14 protein-coding genes are annotated in these 14,133 nt (G+C 69.3%); 11 read left to right on the top strand and 3 right to left on the bottom strand.

Features of this window, described 5'->3' with window-relative positions; all coding sequences use genetic code 11:
- The 5 genes from MNR00_RS09870 to MNR00_RS09850 are packed head-to-tail and all read left to right on the top strand — an operon-like array spanning position 1 to position 4,983.
- Entirely contained in the window at positions 1-1,107 is a 1,107-nt protein-coding gene (locus MNR00_RS09870) for a branched-chain amino acid ABC transporter permease (protein ID WP_241925761.1), read from the top strand.
- Entirely contained in the window at positions 1,104-2,657 is a 1,554-nt protein-coding gene (locus MNR00_RS09865) for an AMP-binding protein (RefSeq protein ID WP_241925760.1), read from the top strand. Before MNR00_RS09870 ends, MNR00_RS09865 begins: the two co-directional genes overlap by 4 nt.
- Positions 2,641-3,336 carry a TetR/AcrR family transcriptional regulator gene (locus MNR00_RS09860; protein ID WP_241925759.1) on the top strand — a complete coding sequence of 232 codons (696 nt, stop codon included), beginning with the start codon at positions 2,641-2,643 and terminating at the stop codon, positions 3,334-3,336. The genes MNR00_RS09865 and MNR00_RS09860 overlap by 17 nt, the downstream gene beginning before the upstream one ends.
- Complete coding sequence (locus tag MNR00_RS09855; protein ID WP_241925758.1) at positions 3,329-4,081, top strand: 3-hydroxybutyrate dehydrogenase; 753 nt, start codon at positions 3,329-3,331, stop codon at positions 4,079-4,081. Before MNR00_RS09860 ends, MNR00_RS09855 begins: the two co-directional genes overlap by 8 nt.
- Positions 4,078-4,983 carry an alpha/beta hydrolase gene (locus MNR00_RS09850; RefSeq protein ID WP_241925757.1) on the top strand — a complete coding sequence of 302 codons (906 nt, stop codon included), beginning with the start codon at positions 4,078-4,080 and terminating at the stop codon, positions 4,981-4,983. Before MNR00_RS09855 ends, MNR00_RS09850 begins: the two co-directional genes overlap by 4 nt.
- Positions 4,984-5,006: 23 nt before the next feature.
- On the opposite strand, the gene MNR00_RS09845 is transcribed toward MNR00_RS09850, so the two are convergent.
- Positions 5,007-5,804 carry an IclR family transcriptional regulator gene (locus MNR00_RS09845; protein WP_241925756.1) on the bottom strand — a complete coding sequence of 266 codons (798 nt, stop codon included), beginning with the start codon at positions 5,802-5,804 and terminating at the stop codon, positions 5,007-5,009.
- A 103-nt stretch (positions 5,805-5,907) separates the two neighbouring features.
- Here MNR00_RS09845 and MNR00_RS09840 point away from each other — a divergent pair, with 103 nt between their 5' ends.
- The 3 genes from MNR00_RS09840 to MNR00_RS09830 are packed head-to-tail and all read left to right on the top strand — an operon-like array spanning position 5,908 to position 8,511.
- A complete protein-coding gene (locus MNR00_RS09840; RefSeq protein WP_241925755.1) occupies positions 5,908-6,681 on the top strand; it encodes a CoA transferase subunit A in 774 nt (257 codons plus the stop codon).
- Between the two features lies 1 nt (position 6,682).
- A complete protein-coding gene (locus MNR00_RS09835) occupies positions 6,683-7,336 on the top strand; it encodes a CoA transferase subunit B (protein WP_241925754.1) in 654 nt (217 codons plus the stop codon).
- The gene (locus MNR00_RS09830; RefSeq protein ID WP_241925753.1) at positions 7,333-8,511 is read left to right on the top strand and encodes an acetyl-CoA C-acetyltransferase; all 1,179 of its coding nucleotides are present in this window, start codon (positions 7,333-7,335) and stop codon (positions 8,509-8,511) included. The genes MNR00_RS09835 and MNR00_RS09830 overlap by 4 nt, the downstream gene beginning before the upstream one ends.
- Before the next feature lie 22 nt (positions 8,512-8,533).
- Here the strand turns inward: MNR00_RS09830 and MNR00_RS09825 are convergent, their stop codons facing one another.
- The gene (locus tag MNR00_RS09825; protein WP_241925752.1) at positions 8,534-10,156 is read right to left on the bottom strand and encodes an amidohydrolase; all 1,623 of its coding nucleotides are present in this window, start codon (positions 10,154-10,156) and stop codon (positions 8,534-8,536) included.
- A gap of 79 nt (positions 10,157-10,235) precedes the next feature.
- Positions 10,236-10,514, bottom strand: coding sequence for a hypothetical protein (locus MNR00_RS09820; RefSeq protein ID WP_241925751.1), 279 nt, complete (start codon positions 10,512-10,514; stop codon positions 10,236-10,238).
- Positions 10,515-10,683: 169 nt separating this feature from the next.
- Here MNR00_RS09820 and MNR00_RS09815 point away from each other — a divergent pair, with 169 nt between their 5' ends.
- The 3 genes from MNR00_RS09815 to otsB are packed head-to-tail and all read left to right on the top strand — an operon-like array spanning position 10,684 to position 14,128.
- Positions 10,684-11,868 carry an MFS transporter gene (locus MNR00_RS09815; RefSeq protein WP_347271908.1) on the top strand — a complete coding sequence of 395 codons (1,185 nt, stop codon included), beginning with the start codon at positions 10,684-10,686 and terminating at the stop codon, positions 11,866-11,868.
- 47 nt (positions 11,869-11,915) lie between these two features.
- Positions 11,916-13,334, top strand: coding sequence for a trehalose-6-phosphate synthase (locus MNR00_RS09810; protein ID WP_241925749.1), 1,419 nt, complete (start codon positions 11,916-11,918; stop codon positions 13,332-13,334).
- A complete protein-coding gene (gene otsB / locus MNR00_RS09805; protein ID WP_241925748.1) occupies positions 13,331-14,128 on the top strand; it encodes a trehalose-phosphatase in 798 nt (265 codons plus the stop codon). The genes MNR00_RS09810 and otsB overlap by 4 nt, the downstream gene beginning before the upstream one ends.
- Positions 14,129-14,133: the final 5 nt, after the last annotated feature.

Here is a 14,133-nt window from a genome sequence, read left to right as displayed (position 1 = left end):
ATGCGCACCACCACGCGCCGCAGCTGGATCCCGCTCGCCGTCGGCCTGGTCGTCGTCATCGTGCTCGCGATCCTGCCGCTGCTGAACCTCCAGATCCCCGGCATCCTGCCCGGCCCCACCTACACGCCGGGATCGCTCGCGCTGATGTCGCTGTGCATGGTGTTCGCGGCCCTCGCGCTGTCGTACAACCTGCTGCTCGGCACAGCCGGCATGCTGTCCTTCGGGCACGCGCTGTACTTCGGCGCAGGCGCATACGGCCTCGGCATCGTGCTTCAGGCCGCTCAGCTGCCGCTGGTGCCCGGCATCTTCGCCGCGCTGCTCGGCGGCCTCGTGATCGCCGTGATCACCGGTGCCGTCGCGATGCGAGTGAATGGCATCCCGTTCGCGATGGTCACCCTCGCCTTCGCGCAGGCCGGCTCGGTGCTGGTGCGTCGCAACCAGGCGATCACCGGCGGCGAAGAGGGACTCAGCCTGAACACCGACGGCGTCCCGGACTGGCTCGTCGGCGTGGTCAACACCCGCAACCTTTACTGGGTCTCGCTGGCGGTCGTCGTCATCGTCTACCTGATCGTGCTGTGGGTCGACCGCTCACGGCTCGGCCACCTCGCGGCCGCCGCACGCGAGAACGACCTGCGCGTGCGGGTACTCGGCCTGCAGCCGACGCGCGCCAAGCTGATCGTGTTCGTCATCGCGGCCCTCTGCGCCTCACTCGCCGGCATCGCGTACCTGCTGCTGCAATCGGGCACTCAGCCCACCGCCGTCGGCGCCGACCTCACGATCACCGTGCTGGTGATGGTGGTGCTCGGTGGCGTCGGATTCCGCTGGGGTGCCATTCTCGGTGGTGTGCTGTACACGATCCTCGACCAGCGTCTGACGGTGCTCGCCCGCGCCGAGGGCATCCAGCAGCTGCCTGATGTGCTGCGCGTGCCCCTGTCGGAGCCGCTGTTCATCCTCGGCGTGCTGTTCATCCTCGTCGTGATGTTCCTGCCAGGCGGCATCGCCGGAACCGTCGACTCGTGGCTCCGCCGTCGTCGTGGACGCGGCGGGACCGTCGCTGGGCTCGACGACATCGACATGCAGGACGCCGTCCCGGAGATGGCACGATGACCACCGCTGCAGGCCCGCACACCATCGGTCGGTGGCTGTTCGACCGGGCCGTCACCGATCCGCACCGTGTCGCCGTCGACGACCGCGGCGTGCGCACCGACTACCGCACGCTCGCTGCGCGGGTGGCGGCGCTCGCGCAGCGGCTGTCGGAGGCCGGCTACGGCGCTGGTCAGCGGATCGCAACTATCTCGGGCAACTCCACGGATCACATCGTGGCGTTCTTCGCCTGCGCGCAGCTGGGCATCGCATTCGTCCCGCTGTCGTGGCGGCTGACTCCTGTCGAGCTCGCCGACCTGATCATCCGCACCCGGCCCGCCCTGCTGCTCATCGAAGACGAGCACGCGGCTCTCGCAGCCGCGGCACGCGAGGTCGCAGGCCAGCAGGCAGCGGGCGTGCCGGATGCGCACGCGCTGCTCGGCGTGGCCGGCGTCGAGGCCGAGGCGCCCCGCGCGCAGCATCCGATGTCTCCGCGCCCGGCCCGCGATGACGACCCGCTGCTGATCATCTACACCTCCGGCAGCGAGGCGGCGCCCAAGGGCGTCGTCCTCACGCACGAGAACTGCTTCTGGAACAACCTCGCACTCGACCGCGCGATGCCGCTGACCGCCGACGACGTGGTGCTCGCGATGCTGCCGCAGTACCACGTGGCGGCGTGGAACGTGCAGCCGCTGCAGGCCTGGTGGCGTGGCGCGACCGTGGTGCTCGAGCGCGGCTTCGATCCAGGACGCGTGCTGCAGCTCGTCTCCGATCGCAGGGTCACCGCGATGATGGGCGTGCCGACGCAGTATCGGATGATGCAGCAGCATCCGCTCTGGCCCACCGCCGACCTCACCCCGTTGCGCCGCGTCGTCGTCGGCGGCGCGACGATCCCCGCCGACCTGGTGCAGACCTGGGCCGCCAGAGGGCTGGCCTTCACGCAGGGATACGGACTGACCGAAGCAGGACCCAACGTGCTGCATCTCGCCGCCGACCTGGTCGCCGACCATCCCGGTGCCGTCGGGCGGCCGTATCCCGGCGTCGACGTGCGCCTGGTCGACCCCGACACCGAACTCGAACTGGACGGCGCCGCCACCGGCGAACTGTGGGTCCGAGGGGCGAGCGTGTTCGCCGGCTACCTCGACGACCCAGAGGCCACGGCCAGGGCGATGCGCGGCGAATGGCTGCGCACCGGCGACCTCGTGCAGCGCGACGCCGATGGCATCCACCGCGTCGTCGATCGACTCAAGGACATCTACGTCTCCGGCGGCGAGAACGTCGCCCCTGCCGAGGTGGAGCGCGCCTTCACCGGGCATCCGCTCGTCGAGGCGTGCGCCGTCGTCGGCGTGCCGGACCCGATCTGGGGCGAGCGCGGCGTCGCCTTCGTCGTGGCGTCAGGCCCCGTCTCGGCGGAAGAGCTGCGCACCTACGCTGCGGAGCGGCTGGCCGCATTCAAACTGCCGATGCGCATCGAGTTCGTCACCGAGCTGCCACGCTCCACGATCGAGAAGGTCGCCCGCGTGCGACTGCGCCGGATGGCGCTGAAGGGGGACACCCATGATCGCTCACACTGACGACCCGCCGGTCTCGCCGGCGACGGGCCGGCCGCTGACGAAGCGCGGACAGCAGACCCGCAGGCGGCTGCTGGAGGCGGCAGAGCAGGTGTTCGCCGACCTCGGATATCACGAGGCCTCGATCGTGAAGATCACCGAGCACGCGGGCGTCGCGCTCGGCACCTTCTACCTGTACTTCGACAGCAAGCAGGCGATCTTCGACGAGCTCGTGCTCGATCTCAACAGTCGCGTGCGGCATTCGATGTCGGAGTCGATGGCCGGTGCGACCGACCGCATCGAGGCCGAGCGTCTCGGGTTCGAGGGCTTCTTCCGCTTCACCGCCGCGCATCCTGCGCTGTACCGGGTCGTGCGCGAGGCGGAGTTCGTCTCGCCCGAGATGCTCCGGCTGCACTACGAGCGCATCGTGGACGGATACCGGGCGGGCCTGGCGGCCGCCCAGCGTGACGGTGAGATCGCGGCCGACCTCGACACCGGTGTCGTCGCGTGGGCCCTGATGGGGGCCGGCGAGCTGATCGGCATGCGCTACCTGCTCTGGGAGAAGGATGCCGACGGTCACCCTCCCGCGCAGATCGACACCGCGGTGCTCGATGGCATGACCGCCTTCATCACCCGGGCGCTGCGGCCCGACAAGGCTCTTGGCTCGACCGAACGCTCCACGGAGGGGGAGAACGATGACTGAACAGGACCTCGCCGGTCGGCGAGCGGTGATCACCGGAGGGGCGAGCGGAATCGGCCGCGCCTGCGCCGAGGAGGTCGCGCGTCGCGGCGCGCACGTCGTGATCGCGGATCTCAACGCCGAAGCGGCCTCGGCGGTCGCGAGCGAGCTCGGCGGAGAGGCATGGGCGGTCGATCTCTCCGACACCGCAGCGCTGGACACACTCGAGCTGCAGGCGGACATCCTGGTGAACAACGCCGGGATCCAGCGCGTCAGCCCGATCGTCGATTTCGACCCTGACGCCTTCCGCGCGATCCAGCGCATCATGCTCGAGGCGCCGTTCCTGCTGATCCGCGCCGTGCTGCCCGGCATGTACGAGCGCGGCTGGGGCCGCGTCGTGAACATCTCCAGCGTCCACGGTCTTCGCGCCAGCGCATTCAAGTCCGCCTACGTCGCCGCCAAGCACGGCCTTGAAGGTCTGTCGAAGGTCACCGCCTTGGAAGGCGGGCCGCGCGGGGTGACGAGCAACTGCATCAACCCCGGCTACGTGCGCACGCCACTGGTCGAGAAGCAGATCGCCGATCAGGCCAAGGCGCACGGCATCGCGGAGAGCGAAGTCATCGAGAAGGTCATGCTCACCGAGAGTGCCATCAAGCGCCTCGTGGAAGCGAGTGAGGTCGCCTCGCTGGCCGGCTGGCTGGCATCGGATGCCGCCGGGATGGTCACCGGCGCGTCGTACACGATGGACGGCGGGTGGAGCGCCCGATGAGCACCCATGAGTACCGCACGGTCTCCGTGCCCGTCGCCGGGGGAGCCCTGCGCGTGGGCGTGTGGGAACCACTCGGAGAATCGACGCAGACTGTGCTCGCGATCCACGGTGTGACCGCATCCCATCTGGCCTGGCCACTGGTCGTCGAGCAGCTGCCGGACATGCGCATCATCGCCCCCGACCTGCGCGGGCGAGGAGCGAGCAACGCCGTGCAGGGGCCGGCCGGCATGACGGCACACGCCGACGACCTCGCAGCCGTGCTGGATGCGCTGGACGCCGCGGCCGTCACGGTCCTCGGGCATTCGATGGGCGCCTTCGTCGCGGTGGTCTTCGCGTACCGGCATCCGACGCGCGTGCAGCACCTTGTGCTGGTCGACGGCGGTCTGCCGCTCGACGTGCCGGCCGGCATCGACCCCGCCCAGCTCGTGCCGCTGATCCTCGGCCCCGTGGCAGAGCGGCTGTCTCGCCGCTGGCCCGATGCCCGTGCGTACACCGAGGAGTTCTGGCGCGGGCATCCGGCGTTCGTCGAGGACTGGAGCGACGAACTCGACGCGTACATCGCCTACGACCTGGTGCCGGATGGCGATCTGATGCGGTCGGCGACGAGCGCCGAGCTCATGGGCGACGACGTCGTCGACATGAACACCGGCAGCGTGCTGCCGGAGGCGCTGGCCGCGCTGCCGGCGTCGACGCTGTTCATCTCCGTGCCCCGTGGCCTGCAGAACGAGACCCCTGGGCTCTATCCGCCCGCGCATCTGCAGCGACTGCTGGCCCAGTACCCGGCCGTGCGGCACGTGCATCTCGACGACCTGAACCACTACACCGTGGTCATGGGCCACCGCGGCGCCGCGGCACTGGGGGAGCTGGTGCGCGGCGAACTGGTGCGCGGCGAGCTGGGCTGACGCGCCCAGCGGCACCGCCTGCGCTACCGCCTCGCGCCGGCGATGCGGGAGGACAGCTGATGCGCGTGCGCCAGCAGGGTGCGGCCGAGCTGCGGCAGGCGGTCGGGGCCGAAGCGGAACTCGACGCCCGTGAGGCTCAGCGCCCACTCCGGGCGGCCGTCGCGGTCGAACACGGCGGCGCCCATGCCCCATGAACCCTCCACGATCAGACCGGGGTTGACCGAGTAGCCCCGAGACTTCGTCTCGGCCAGGCGCGTGCGCAGCGGCTTGTCGCCGTGCACCCGTCCCCAGCGCTCTTCGAGCTCGGGGTGGCGCTCGAGGTACGCATCCACATCGTGGTCAGGAAGGAACGACAGGATCGCCAGCCCTGCGCTGGCGACCCCGAGCGGAAAGCGCACGCCCTCGCTGAGCACGAACGATCGGATCGGAAACGAACCCTCCTCGCGCACGAGGCACACCGTCTCGTCGGCGCGCCGAGTGGACAGGAACGCGCTCTCCTCCGTCTTCACCGCCAGCGAGCGCACGATGTCGCGCGAGAGCTCGGTCACGTCATACCGCGCAGCGGCCACGGTTCCCATCAGATACAGCTCAGGCCCCGGCATCCACATCGAGGTCGCATCGTCCTGATCGACCAGTCCCTCCACGCGCAGCGCCGTCAGCAGCCGGTGCGCTGTGGAGCGGCTCAGCTCAGCATCCCTGGCCAGGGTCTGCAACGATGCGCCGTCGGCGGACGCGGCCACGAGCCGCAGCAGGGATGCTGCTCTGGCGATGGCCTGCGCGCCGGGCACGGTGCGCCTTCGGGAGGGCTGCTGCTGTTCCACAATGTGGACGCTACTCGGATTCGTGACCACATCGCAAGCATCGGCTTGCCGCGTGCGACCGTGCGGGCGGATGCTGGATGCAGACGTACACGAAGGAGTGGTCTTGATCGACAAACAGTTCGCATCCGCGGCGGGGGCCGTCGCTGACATCCCAGACGGGGCATCGCTCGCGGTCGGGGGCTTCGGCCTGTCCGGCAACCCCATGACCCTCATCGAGGCGCTTCATGCGCAGGGCACCACCGGCCTCAGCGTCGTCAGCAACAACTGCGGCGTGGATGACTGGGGCCTGGGCATCCTGCTCGGCTCGCAGCGCATCCGCAAGATGACCTCGTCGTACGTCGGTGAGAACAAGGAGTTCGAGCGGCAGTTCCTCGAGGGCGACCTCGAGCTCGAGCTCACTCCGCAGGGCACTCTTGCCGAGAAGCTTCGCGCCGGGGGATCCGGCATCGCGGCCTTCTTCACCCAGACGGGCGTCGGCACGCAGGTCGCCGAGGGAGGACTTCCCCGTCGCTACAACGCAGATGGCACGATCGCGGTGGCATCCCCGGTCAAGGAGGTGCGCGGCTTCGACTTCCACGGCGAGCAGCGCGACTTCGTGCTCGAAGAGTCGATCACCACTGATTTCGCGCTCGTGCACGCGCTGAAGGGCGACCGGCACGGCAACCTGATCTTCAACAAGGCAGCGCGCAACTTCAACCCGCTCGCCGCCATGGCGGGCCGCATCTGCATCGCGCAGGTGGAGCAGCTCGTCGAACCGGGCGAACTCGACGCCGACAGCATCCACCTGCCAGGCGTCTACGTGCACCGCATCGTCGAGGTGGGCACCGACATCGAGAAGCGCATCGAGCGTCGCACCGTTCGCAAGGAAGGGGTCTGACATGGCACTCACCCGTGATCAGATGGCGGCCCGTGCGGCCAGAGAGCTCACAGACGGCTCCTACGTCAACCTCGGCATCGGCCTGCCGACGCTCGTCCCGAACTACGTCCCTGACGACGTCACGGTCGTGCTTCAGTCCGAGAACGGCATCCTCGGGGTCGGACCGTACCCCACCGAGGCGAACGTCGATCCCGACCTCATCAACGCCGGCAAGGAGACCGTCACGCTGCTGCCTGGCGCCTCGTTCTTCGACTCCGCGACGAGCTTCGGCATGATTCGCGGCGGCAAGATCGACGCCGCGATCCTCGGCGCCATGCAGGTGTCGGTGGGCGGGGATCTCGCCAACTGGATGATCCCGGGCAAGATGGTCAAGGGCCCCGGTGGCGCGATGGATCTCGTGCATGGCGCAGGCCGCGTCATCATCCTCATGGAGCACGTCGCCAAGGACGGCTCCGCGAAGATCGTGGACGAGTGCTCGCTGCCGCTCACCGGCAGGGGAGTGGTCGACCGGATCATCACCGACCTCGCCGTCATCGACGTCACCGACGAGGGTCTCGTGCTCGTCGAGACCGCCCGCGGCGTGAGCGTGCAGGACGTCATCGCTGCCACCGAGCCCGCACTGAAGGTCTCGGAATCACTGAAGGAGTCATCATGAGCGACATCGTCATCGTCGCCGCCGCCCGCACCCCACAGGGGCGGCTCAAGGGGCAGCTCGCCTCGTTCACGGCGCCCCAACTGGGGTCGCTCGCCATCCGCGGCGCGCTGGAGCAGACCGCCATCTCACCGACCGACATCGATGCCGTCATCATGGGGCAGGTGCTCGCGGCAGGCTCGGGTCAGAACGCCGCCCGTCAGGCGGCCATCGGCGCCGGCATCGGCTGGGACGTGCCCGCAAGCTCCGTCAACAAGGTCTGCCTCTCGGGCCTGACCGCCATCATCGACGCCGCGCGGATGATCCGCACCGGGGACGCCACGACCGTCGTCGCCGGTGGGATGGAATCCATGACGCGGGCACCCCACCTGCTGATGGGATCGCGTGACGGCTGGACCTACGGCAGCGTCGAGGTGCTCGACCACATGGCGTACGACGGGCTCACTGACGCGTACGACCGCGAGAGCATGGGCGCCTCCACCGAGCGGCACAACCCGGGCTTCGAGATGACCCGCGAACTGCAGGACACCGTGGCGGCGCTCTCACACCAGCGTGCGGCGGCCGGACAGAGCGAGGGGGCGTTCGACGCCGAGATCGTCGAGGTCACGGTGCCGCAGCGCAAGGGCGACCCTCTGGTGCTGACCAAGGATGAGGGCATCCGCCCCGACACGACCGTCGAGTCGCTCGCCGGCCTTCGGCCCGCCTTCGCCGAAGGCGGCACGATCACGGCTGGCAACTCGTCGCAGATCTCCGACGGCGCAGCGGCGGTGATCGTCACGACGCGCGAGAACGCGGATGCCAGGGGCTGGCCCGTTCTGGCGGCGATCGGCGCCAACGGGCAGACCGCCGGCCCCGACAACTCGCTGCAGGAGCAGCCCGCGCGTGCCATCGAGCGCGCCCTCGAGAAGCAGGGAATCACCGCGGCCGACCTCGATCTGGTCGAGATCAACGAGGCGTTCGGGGCCGTGGTCGCCCGCTCACAGCAGCAGCTCGGGCTGTCGTCCGACATCGTGAACGTGCACGGCGGGGGCATCGCCATCGGGCATCCGATCGGCGCCAGCGGAACCCGCCTGGTCGTGCACCTCGCGCATCAGCTCGCCAAGCGCGGCTCTGGCACTGCCGTAGCGGCGCTGTGCGGGGGAGGCGGCCAGGGCGAGGCGCTCATCCTCACCCGCTGATCTCACCCGCCTGGCAGGCGAGCTAGGACCGGTAGACGGTGCGGCCGCCGACGATCGTGCGCAGCACGGTGATGTCGGCGATCGTGGCCGGGTCCACCTCTACGGGATCAGCGTCGAGCACCACGAGGTCGGCGAACTTGCCGACCGCGATGCTGCCCTCAGCGTCGTCAGCGTGCACCTGCCAGGCGGCATCGATCGTCTTCGCCTTCAGCGCGGTGTGCACGTCGACGGCTTCTGCCGTATTGAGCGGCAGACCGCTGCCACGGCGGATGCGGGTCACCTGCGTCTGCACCTCGCGCAACGGCTCGAAGTCGGTCACCGTGTAGTCGCTGTGGGTGCTCACTCGCATCCCTCGGCGTCGCGCACCCGCGACCGGATCGAGCAGTTGTGCCTTCTCGGCGCCGACGATGCGCTCCTCGAACGCGTCGCCCCAGTAGTACAGGTGCCCGATCAGAAAGCTCGGGCTGAGCCCGAGCGCGGCCATCCGGTCGAGTTGTTCGGGATGCGCGAATGAGCAGTGCTCGATGCGGTCGCGGTGGTCCAGGCCGCTGCGGCCGTCCAGCGCCTCCTCATAGGCGTCGATCGTCTCATCGATCGCTGCGTCGCCGTTGGCGTGCACCATCACCTGCCAGCCGTGTGCGTGAGCGGTGCGGATGCGGTCGACCAGCGCCGCGTGGTCGTAGTTCGGCGATCCGTGGAAGTCGCGGCCGAGGTAGTTCTCGCGCTGGTATCCGCTGCGCCCCTGATTCGATCCGTCACTGATGATCTTCCAGGCGATCGCCCGGCACATGTCATCACCGGCGAACGGCTTCAGACCGTTCTGGATTGCGGCGTCCATGGCGAAGTCGTGCATCGCGAAGGTGATCCGACCCGACAGGTGCGGTGCGAGCTGCAGCAGGATGTCGGCTTCCTGCGGACCGATGGCGAGGCCGGTGGCGGCATCGTGCGTGTGCGTGTAGCCGCGCTCGGCGGCCCGCTGGTTGATGCGCACGATGTTGTCGAGCAGTCGCTGCTGGCTCAGAGGGGGAACGGCCTGCATCACCGCCGCCATGGCCGCCAGCTCGCCCAGGCTGCCGTTCAGACGCCCGGTGCCGTCGCGACCGAACGTGGCGCCCGCCGGGTCCTCGATGTCTTCGGGGATCCCGGCCGCGGTCAGGGCGGCCGAATTCACATATGCGAAGTGCAGCGAGGCGTTCATCACCATCATCGGGCGGTCGGGGCTGATCTCGTCGAGCACGTCGCGGGTGAGCTCGCGTTCCCCTTCGACGAGCGCGGGGTCGTACAGCTGACCCAGCACCCAGTCGCCCTGCGCGGGCTCGGCCCGGCGCAGGCGATCGAGCACTTCGTCGAACGTCGCGCCGTCGCGCGTGCCGCAGTCGACCCAGTCGAGCTGCGTCGCCGATGCCCAGTAGTGCATGTGCGGTTCGACGAACCCGGGGTAGACCACACCGTCGGTGACGGTCAGCACCTGGGTGTCCGCCGTCGCGAGCGCCAGGATGACGTCGGCCGTCCCGAGCGCCGTGATCCTGCCGCCGGTGACGGCGATCGCCTCGGCCGCGGGGCGGTCCGCCTCCATCGTGCGGATGCGGCCCGTCACGATCAGTTCTGGCCCTGAGCTGGATCGATCGGGGGAAGAGTCTGTCATGAGCCACAACCTACCGCGCACGCTCGCCGCCGGTCCCGAAACTCGCTGCCCTGTTCCTGGAGGTGGGCAGGGCCCTGGCTCAGCGCAGGGTGGCCTTGGCGGCCTTCTCGACGGCCTTCTGCTGCTTCTTGGCGCGCTTGTCCTGCTTCGGCGCGATCGGCGAGTCCATGGCGACCGCGACGCCGCGCTCATCGCGGCGCATGTCGACCATCGCTCCGATGGCGAGAGCGAGCGTGATGCCCCAGCTGACCCAGGCGAGCACGGCCCGCCACGTGATGGGGGCTTCACGCGTACCGCGCAGCAGCGACAGTCCCGCGGTGATGGCGCCGATGAGTCCAGTGCTGAAGAGGTAGCGCATGCCCCCACGCTACCCGAGTGCTCAGACGCTGTCGGGTAAGATCGAGGACGTACAGCTGTGTATCTTCCGGCCGTCGGCATCCCGGCGGAAATCGGCGGCACCCGACCCGCGCCCCCGGCGCGCGAGAGCCATGACACAGAACTCCGCATCATCCCCGAGCCTGCTCCGATTGGCGGGCTGGCCCTACTTCGCCATCGCTTTCATCGCACGACTCCCGTTCGCGATGATGGTGGTCGGCGTGCTGACCATGGTCGTCACCACCCGGGGCTCGCTGTCGCTCGGCGGCCTCGCCTCAGCGGCGGTCGGCGCCGGCACCGCCCTGATCGGGCCGTTCCTCGGGGCCGCGGCCGACCGCTACGGTCAGCGCCCGGTGCTGCTCGCATCCGCCGTGCTCAACGCCGCGATGCTCGCGACCTTCGCGCTCGTGGTCTACAGCCCGCTCAGCGAGTCGTTCGTCCTGATCTCAGGGTTCATGATCGGCGCCACGGCGCCGCAGGTATCTCCGATGTCGCGATCGCGGCTGGTCACCATCATCGACGATCGGATGCCAGAGGCGCGGCGCGCCCGCACGACGTCGGCGACCATGTCGTACGAGTCCGCTGCCGACGAGACGGTGTTCGTCTTCGGGCCGTTCCTGGTCGGCATCCTGGCATCGTTCATCGCACCGTGGGCGCCGATCGCCATCGCCTCGGTGCTGACACTGCTCTTCGTCGGGGCATTCGCGCTGCACCCGACAGGACGTCACGTGTCGGCAGCCCGCACACCGGGGGGAGCCGCGCCGTCGGCCGTATCTGAGCTGTTCCGACCGGCGCTGCTCGTGGTGGTGGTCGGCATCTTCGGGGTCGGCCTGCTCTTCGGCACGACCCTCACAGCCCTCACGGCGTTCATGGCCGATCGTGGTGCCGCCGAGCAGGCGGGGCTGCTCTACGGGGTGATGGGCATCGGGTCGGCTATCCTCGCCCTCGGTGTCGCCTGGCTGCCGCCGCGGTTCACGCTGGCCGCGCGCTGGCTGGTCTTCGGGGGCATCCTGCTCGCCGGGACGATCCTGGTAGCGACCGCCACGACCGTGGTGACGATGACGATCGCACTGGCGATCCTCGGCATCGGCGTCGGTCCGACGCTGGTCACCCAGTACAGCCTCGGCGCCGCGCGCAGCCCTCTCGGCCGCTCGGCGACGGTCATGACGATGCTGGGCTCAGGGGTGGTCGTCGGCCAGGCGATCGCGTCAGCGGTGACGGGCGAGCTCGCCGAGAACACCGGCACCTCGGCAGCACTGCTGATGCCGCTGGTCGCGGCGGTGGTCGTCGTCGCCGCGGGCCTGGCGAATCGCTTCATGACGCCGATCCAGCGCTGACCGCTCGGTGCTCGGTAGCCTGGGAGCACCGATCAGAGGAGTCCCCAGTGGCCACCGCAGAGTTCGTCATCGTCGCCAATCGACTTCCGGTCGACCGGATCGTGACACCTGAGGGCGAGGAGATCTGGCGCACGTCTCCCGGCGGCCTCGTCGCCGCACTCGAACCCATGATGCGCAGCGTCAACGGCGCGTGGGTCGGCTGGGCGGGGCAGCCCGACCTCGACATCCCGCCGTTCGAGGCCGACGGCATACGCCTGCTGCCCGTGGTGCTCAGCGAGCAGGAGGTCCAGGACTACTACGAGGGATTCGCCAATGACACCATCTGGCCGCTTTACCACGACGTGATCGCACCCCCGCAGTACCACCGTGAGTGGTGGGAGGCGTACGTCACGGTGAACCTGCGCTTCGCGGAGGCTGCCGCGACGGCCGTCAGCAGGGGCGGCACAGTCTGGGTGCACGATTATCAGCTGCAACTGGTTCCCGAGATGGTGCGCAACCTGCGACCGGATGTCACGATCGGCTACTTCCACCACATCCCCTTCCCCTCGCATGGCCTGTACGCGCAGATGCCCTGGCGGGATCAGGTGCTGCGCGGTCTGCTCGGCGCCGACGTGATCGGCTTCCAGCGCGCGCAGGACGCCGCGAACTTCCTCGCCGCCGCGAAGCGTCGTCTCGGCTATGAGACGAAGGCGACCAGCATCGCCCTTCCCGACGGTCGGACACCCCTGGTGAGGGCTTTCCCGATCTCCATCGACACCGGCCCGTACCGGGAGCTCGCCCGCCGGCCCGACATCCAGGCCCGTGCCCTCGAGATTCGTGAGGGGCTCGGCAACCCCAAGCGCATCGTGCTCGGCGTGGATCGGCTTGACTACACCAAGGGCATCCGGCACCGGATCAAAGCGTACGGCGAGCTGCTCGATCAGGGCCGCATCTCGGTGGAGGACGTCGCGTTCATCCAGGTCGCCAGTCCCAGTCGTGAGCGCGTCAACGCGTACATGCAGCTGCGCGACGAGGTCGAGCTCGCCATCGGACGCATCAACGGTGACAGGGACACCCTCGGCCACACCGCGATCCGCTATCTGCATCAGGGCTTCCCCCGGGAAGAGATGGTCGCGATGTACCTCGCGGCTGACGTCATGCTCGTCACCGCGCTCCGCGACGGCATGAACCTCGTCGCCAAGGAATACGTGGCCACCCGCGCCGACAACCGTGGGGTGCTCGTGCTGAGCGAGTTCACCGGTGCAGCCGATGAGCTGCGCCAGGCGGTGCGGGTGAACCCGCACGACATCGAGGGGCTGAAGGACGCCATCATGACGGCGATCGAGATGCCGCGTCACGAGCAGTCCAAGCGCATGCGCTCCCTGCGCAAGCGCGTGCTCGAGCACGACGTGACGGCGTGGTCGGAGTCGTTCCTGACAGCGCTCGAGAACGCTGGACGCCACCACGGACGAACGGAGCAGCCATGACCCGCAACTGGAACGCAGCAGTGCCCGACGACGCCGTGCTCGCGCTGGCGCGCACGGAGCGGCTGCTCATCGCGCTGGATTTCGACGGCACAGCATCCGAGCTCGTCGCCGAGCCGATGGCCGCGCGCGCCATCCCCGCCGTGTCGGATGCCATCGCGCGCCTGTCCGCATTGCCCGACACCACGGTCGCGTTCGTCTCCGGCCGCAGTCTCGTGCATCTGCGCGAGATCGCCGAGCACACCGACGAATCGCCGATCGTGCTGGCCGGCTCCCACGGCGCGCAGTACTGGTATCCGGGGGAGGGCGAGCAGGACATCGAGCCGACCGCAGACGAACGCGCGCTGCGCGACGAGCTGCTCGCAGAACTGGCGCCGCTGATGGCCGAGTACCCCGGCGTTGAACTCGAGAAGAAGACATTCGGCGTCGGCATCCACGGCCGGCCCGCCGACCCGGAAGTGGAGCGCGCGGCGTTCTCTCGTGTCGACGAGGTCTTCGCGCGGCGCGCCAGGCACTGGCGGCGCCGCACCGGGGACCGCATCCTGGAGTTCTCCTCGCGCGACGAGGGCAAGGACTCGGCCATCGGCCGGCTGCGGGCGCACACCGGGGCGACCGGCGTGCTGTTCGCGGGCGACGACGTCACCGACGAGGACGCGCTGCGCGTGCTCGGCCCAGGCGACCTCGGCGTTCGCGTCGGCGCGGGGGAGACCTCCGCCGCCCTTCGTGTGGACACCCCACAGCAGATCGCCGAAGTTCTGGGTGTCATCGCGACCGAGCGGAGTGCCGCTCGGGAATAGACTGC

The organism is Microbacterium sp. H1-D42, assembly GCF_022637555.1.
GTDB lineage: Bacteria > Actinomycetota > Actinomycetes > Actinomycetales > Microbacteriaceae > Microbacterium.
This window is presented reverse-complemented; position numbering and strand designations above follow the sequence as displayed.

Bases quoted from the DNA above. Each gene is read 5' to 3' on its own strand.
- MNR00_RS09870 (WP_241925761.1), top strand. From the start codon at position 1: ATGCGCACCACCACGCGCCGCAGCTGGATCCCGCTCGCCGTCGGCCTG.
- MNR00_RS09865 (WP_241925760.1), top strand. From the start codon at position 1,104: ATGACCACCGCTGCAGGCCCGCACACCATCGGTCGGTGGCTGTTCGAC.
- MNR00_RS09860 (WP_241925759.1), top strand. From the start codon at position 2,641: ATGATCGCTCACACTGACGACCCGCCGGTCTCGCCGGCGACGGGCCGG.
- MNR00_RS09855 (WP_241925758.1), top strand. From the start codon at position 3,329: ATGACTGAACAGGACCTCGCCGGTCGGCGAGCGGTGATCACCGGAGGG.
- MNR00_RS09850 (WP_241925757.1), top strand. From the start codon at position 4,078: ATGAGCACCCATGAGTACCGCACGGTCTCCGTGCCCGTCGCCGGGGGA.
- MNR00_RS09835 (WP_241925754.1), top strand. From the start codon at position 6,683: ATGGCACTCACCCGTGATCAGATGGCGGCCCGTGCGGCCAGAGAGCTC.
- MNR00_RS09830 (WP_241925753.1), top strand. From the start codon at position 7,333: ATGAGCGACATCGTCATCGTCGCCGCCGCCCGCACCCCACAGGGGCGG.
- MNR00_RS09825 (WP_241925752.1), bottom strand. From the start codon at position 10,156: ATGACAGACTCTTCCCCCGATCGATCCAGCTCAGGGCCAGAACTGATC.
- MNR00_RS09820 (WP_241925751.1), bottom strand. From the start codon at position 10,514: ATGCGCTACCTCTTCAGCACTGGACTCATCGGCGCCATCACCGCGGGA.
- otsB (WP_241925748.1), top strand. From the start codon at position 13,331: ATGACCCGCAACTGGAACGCAGCAGTGCCCGACGACGCCGTGCTCGCG.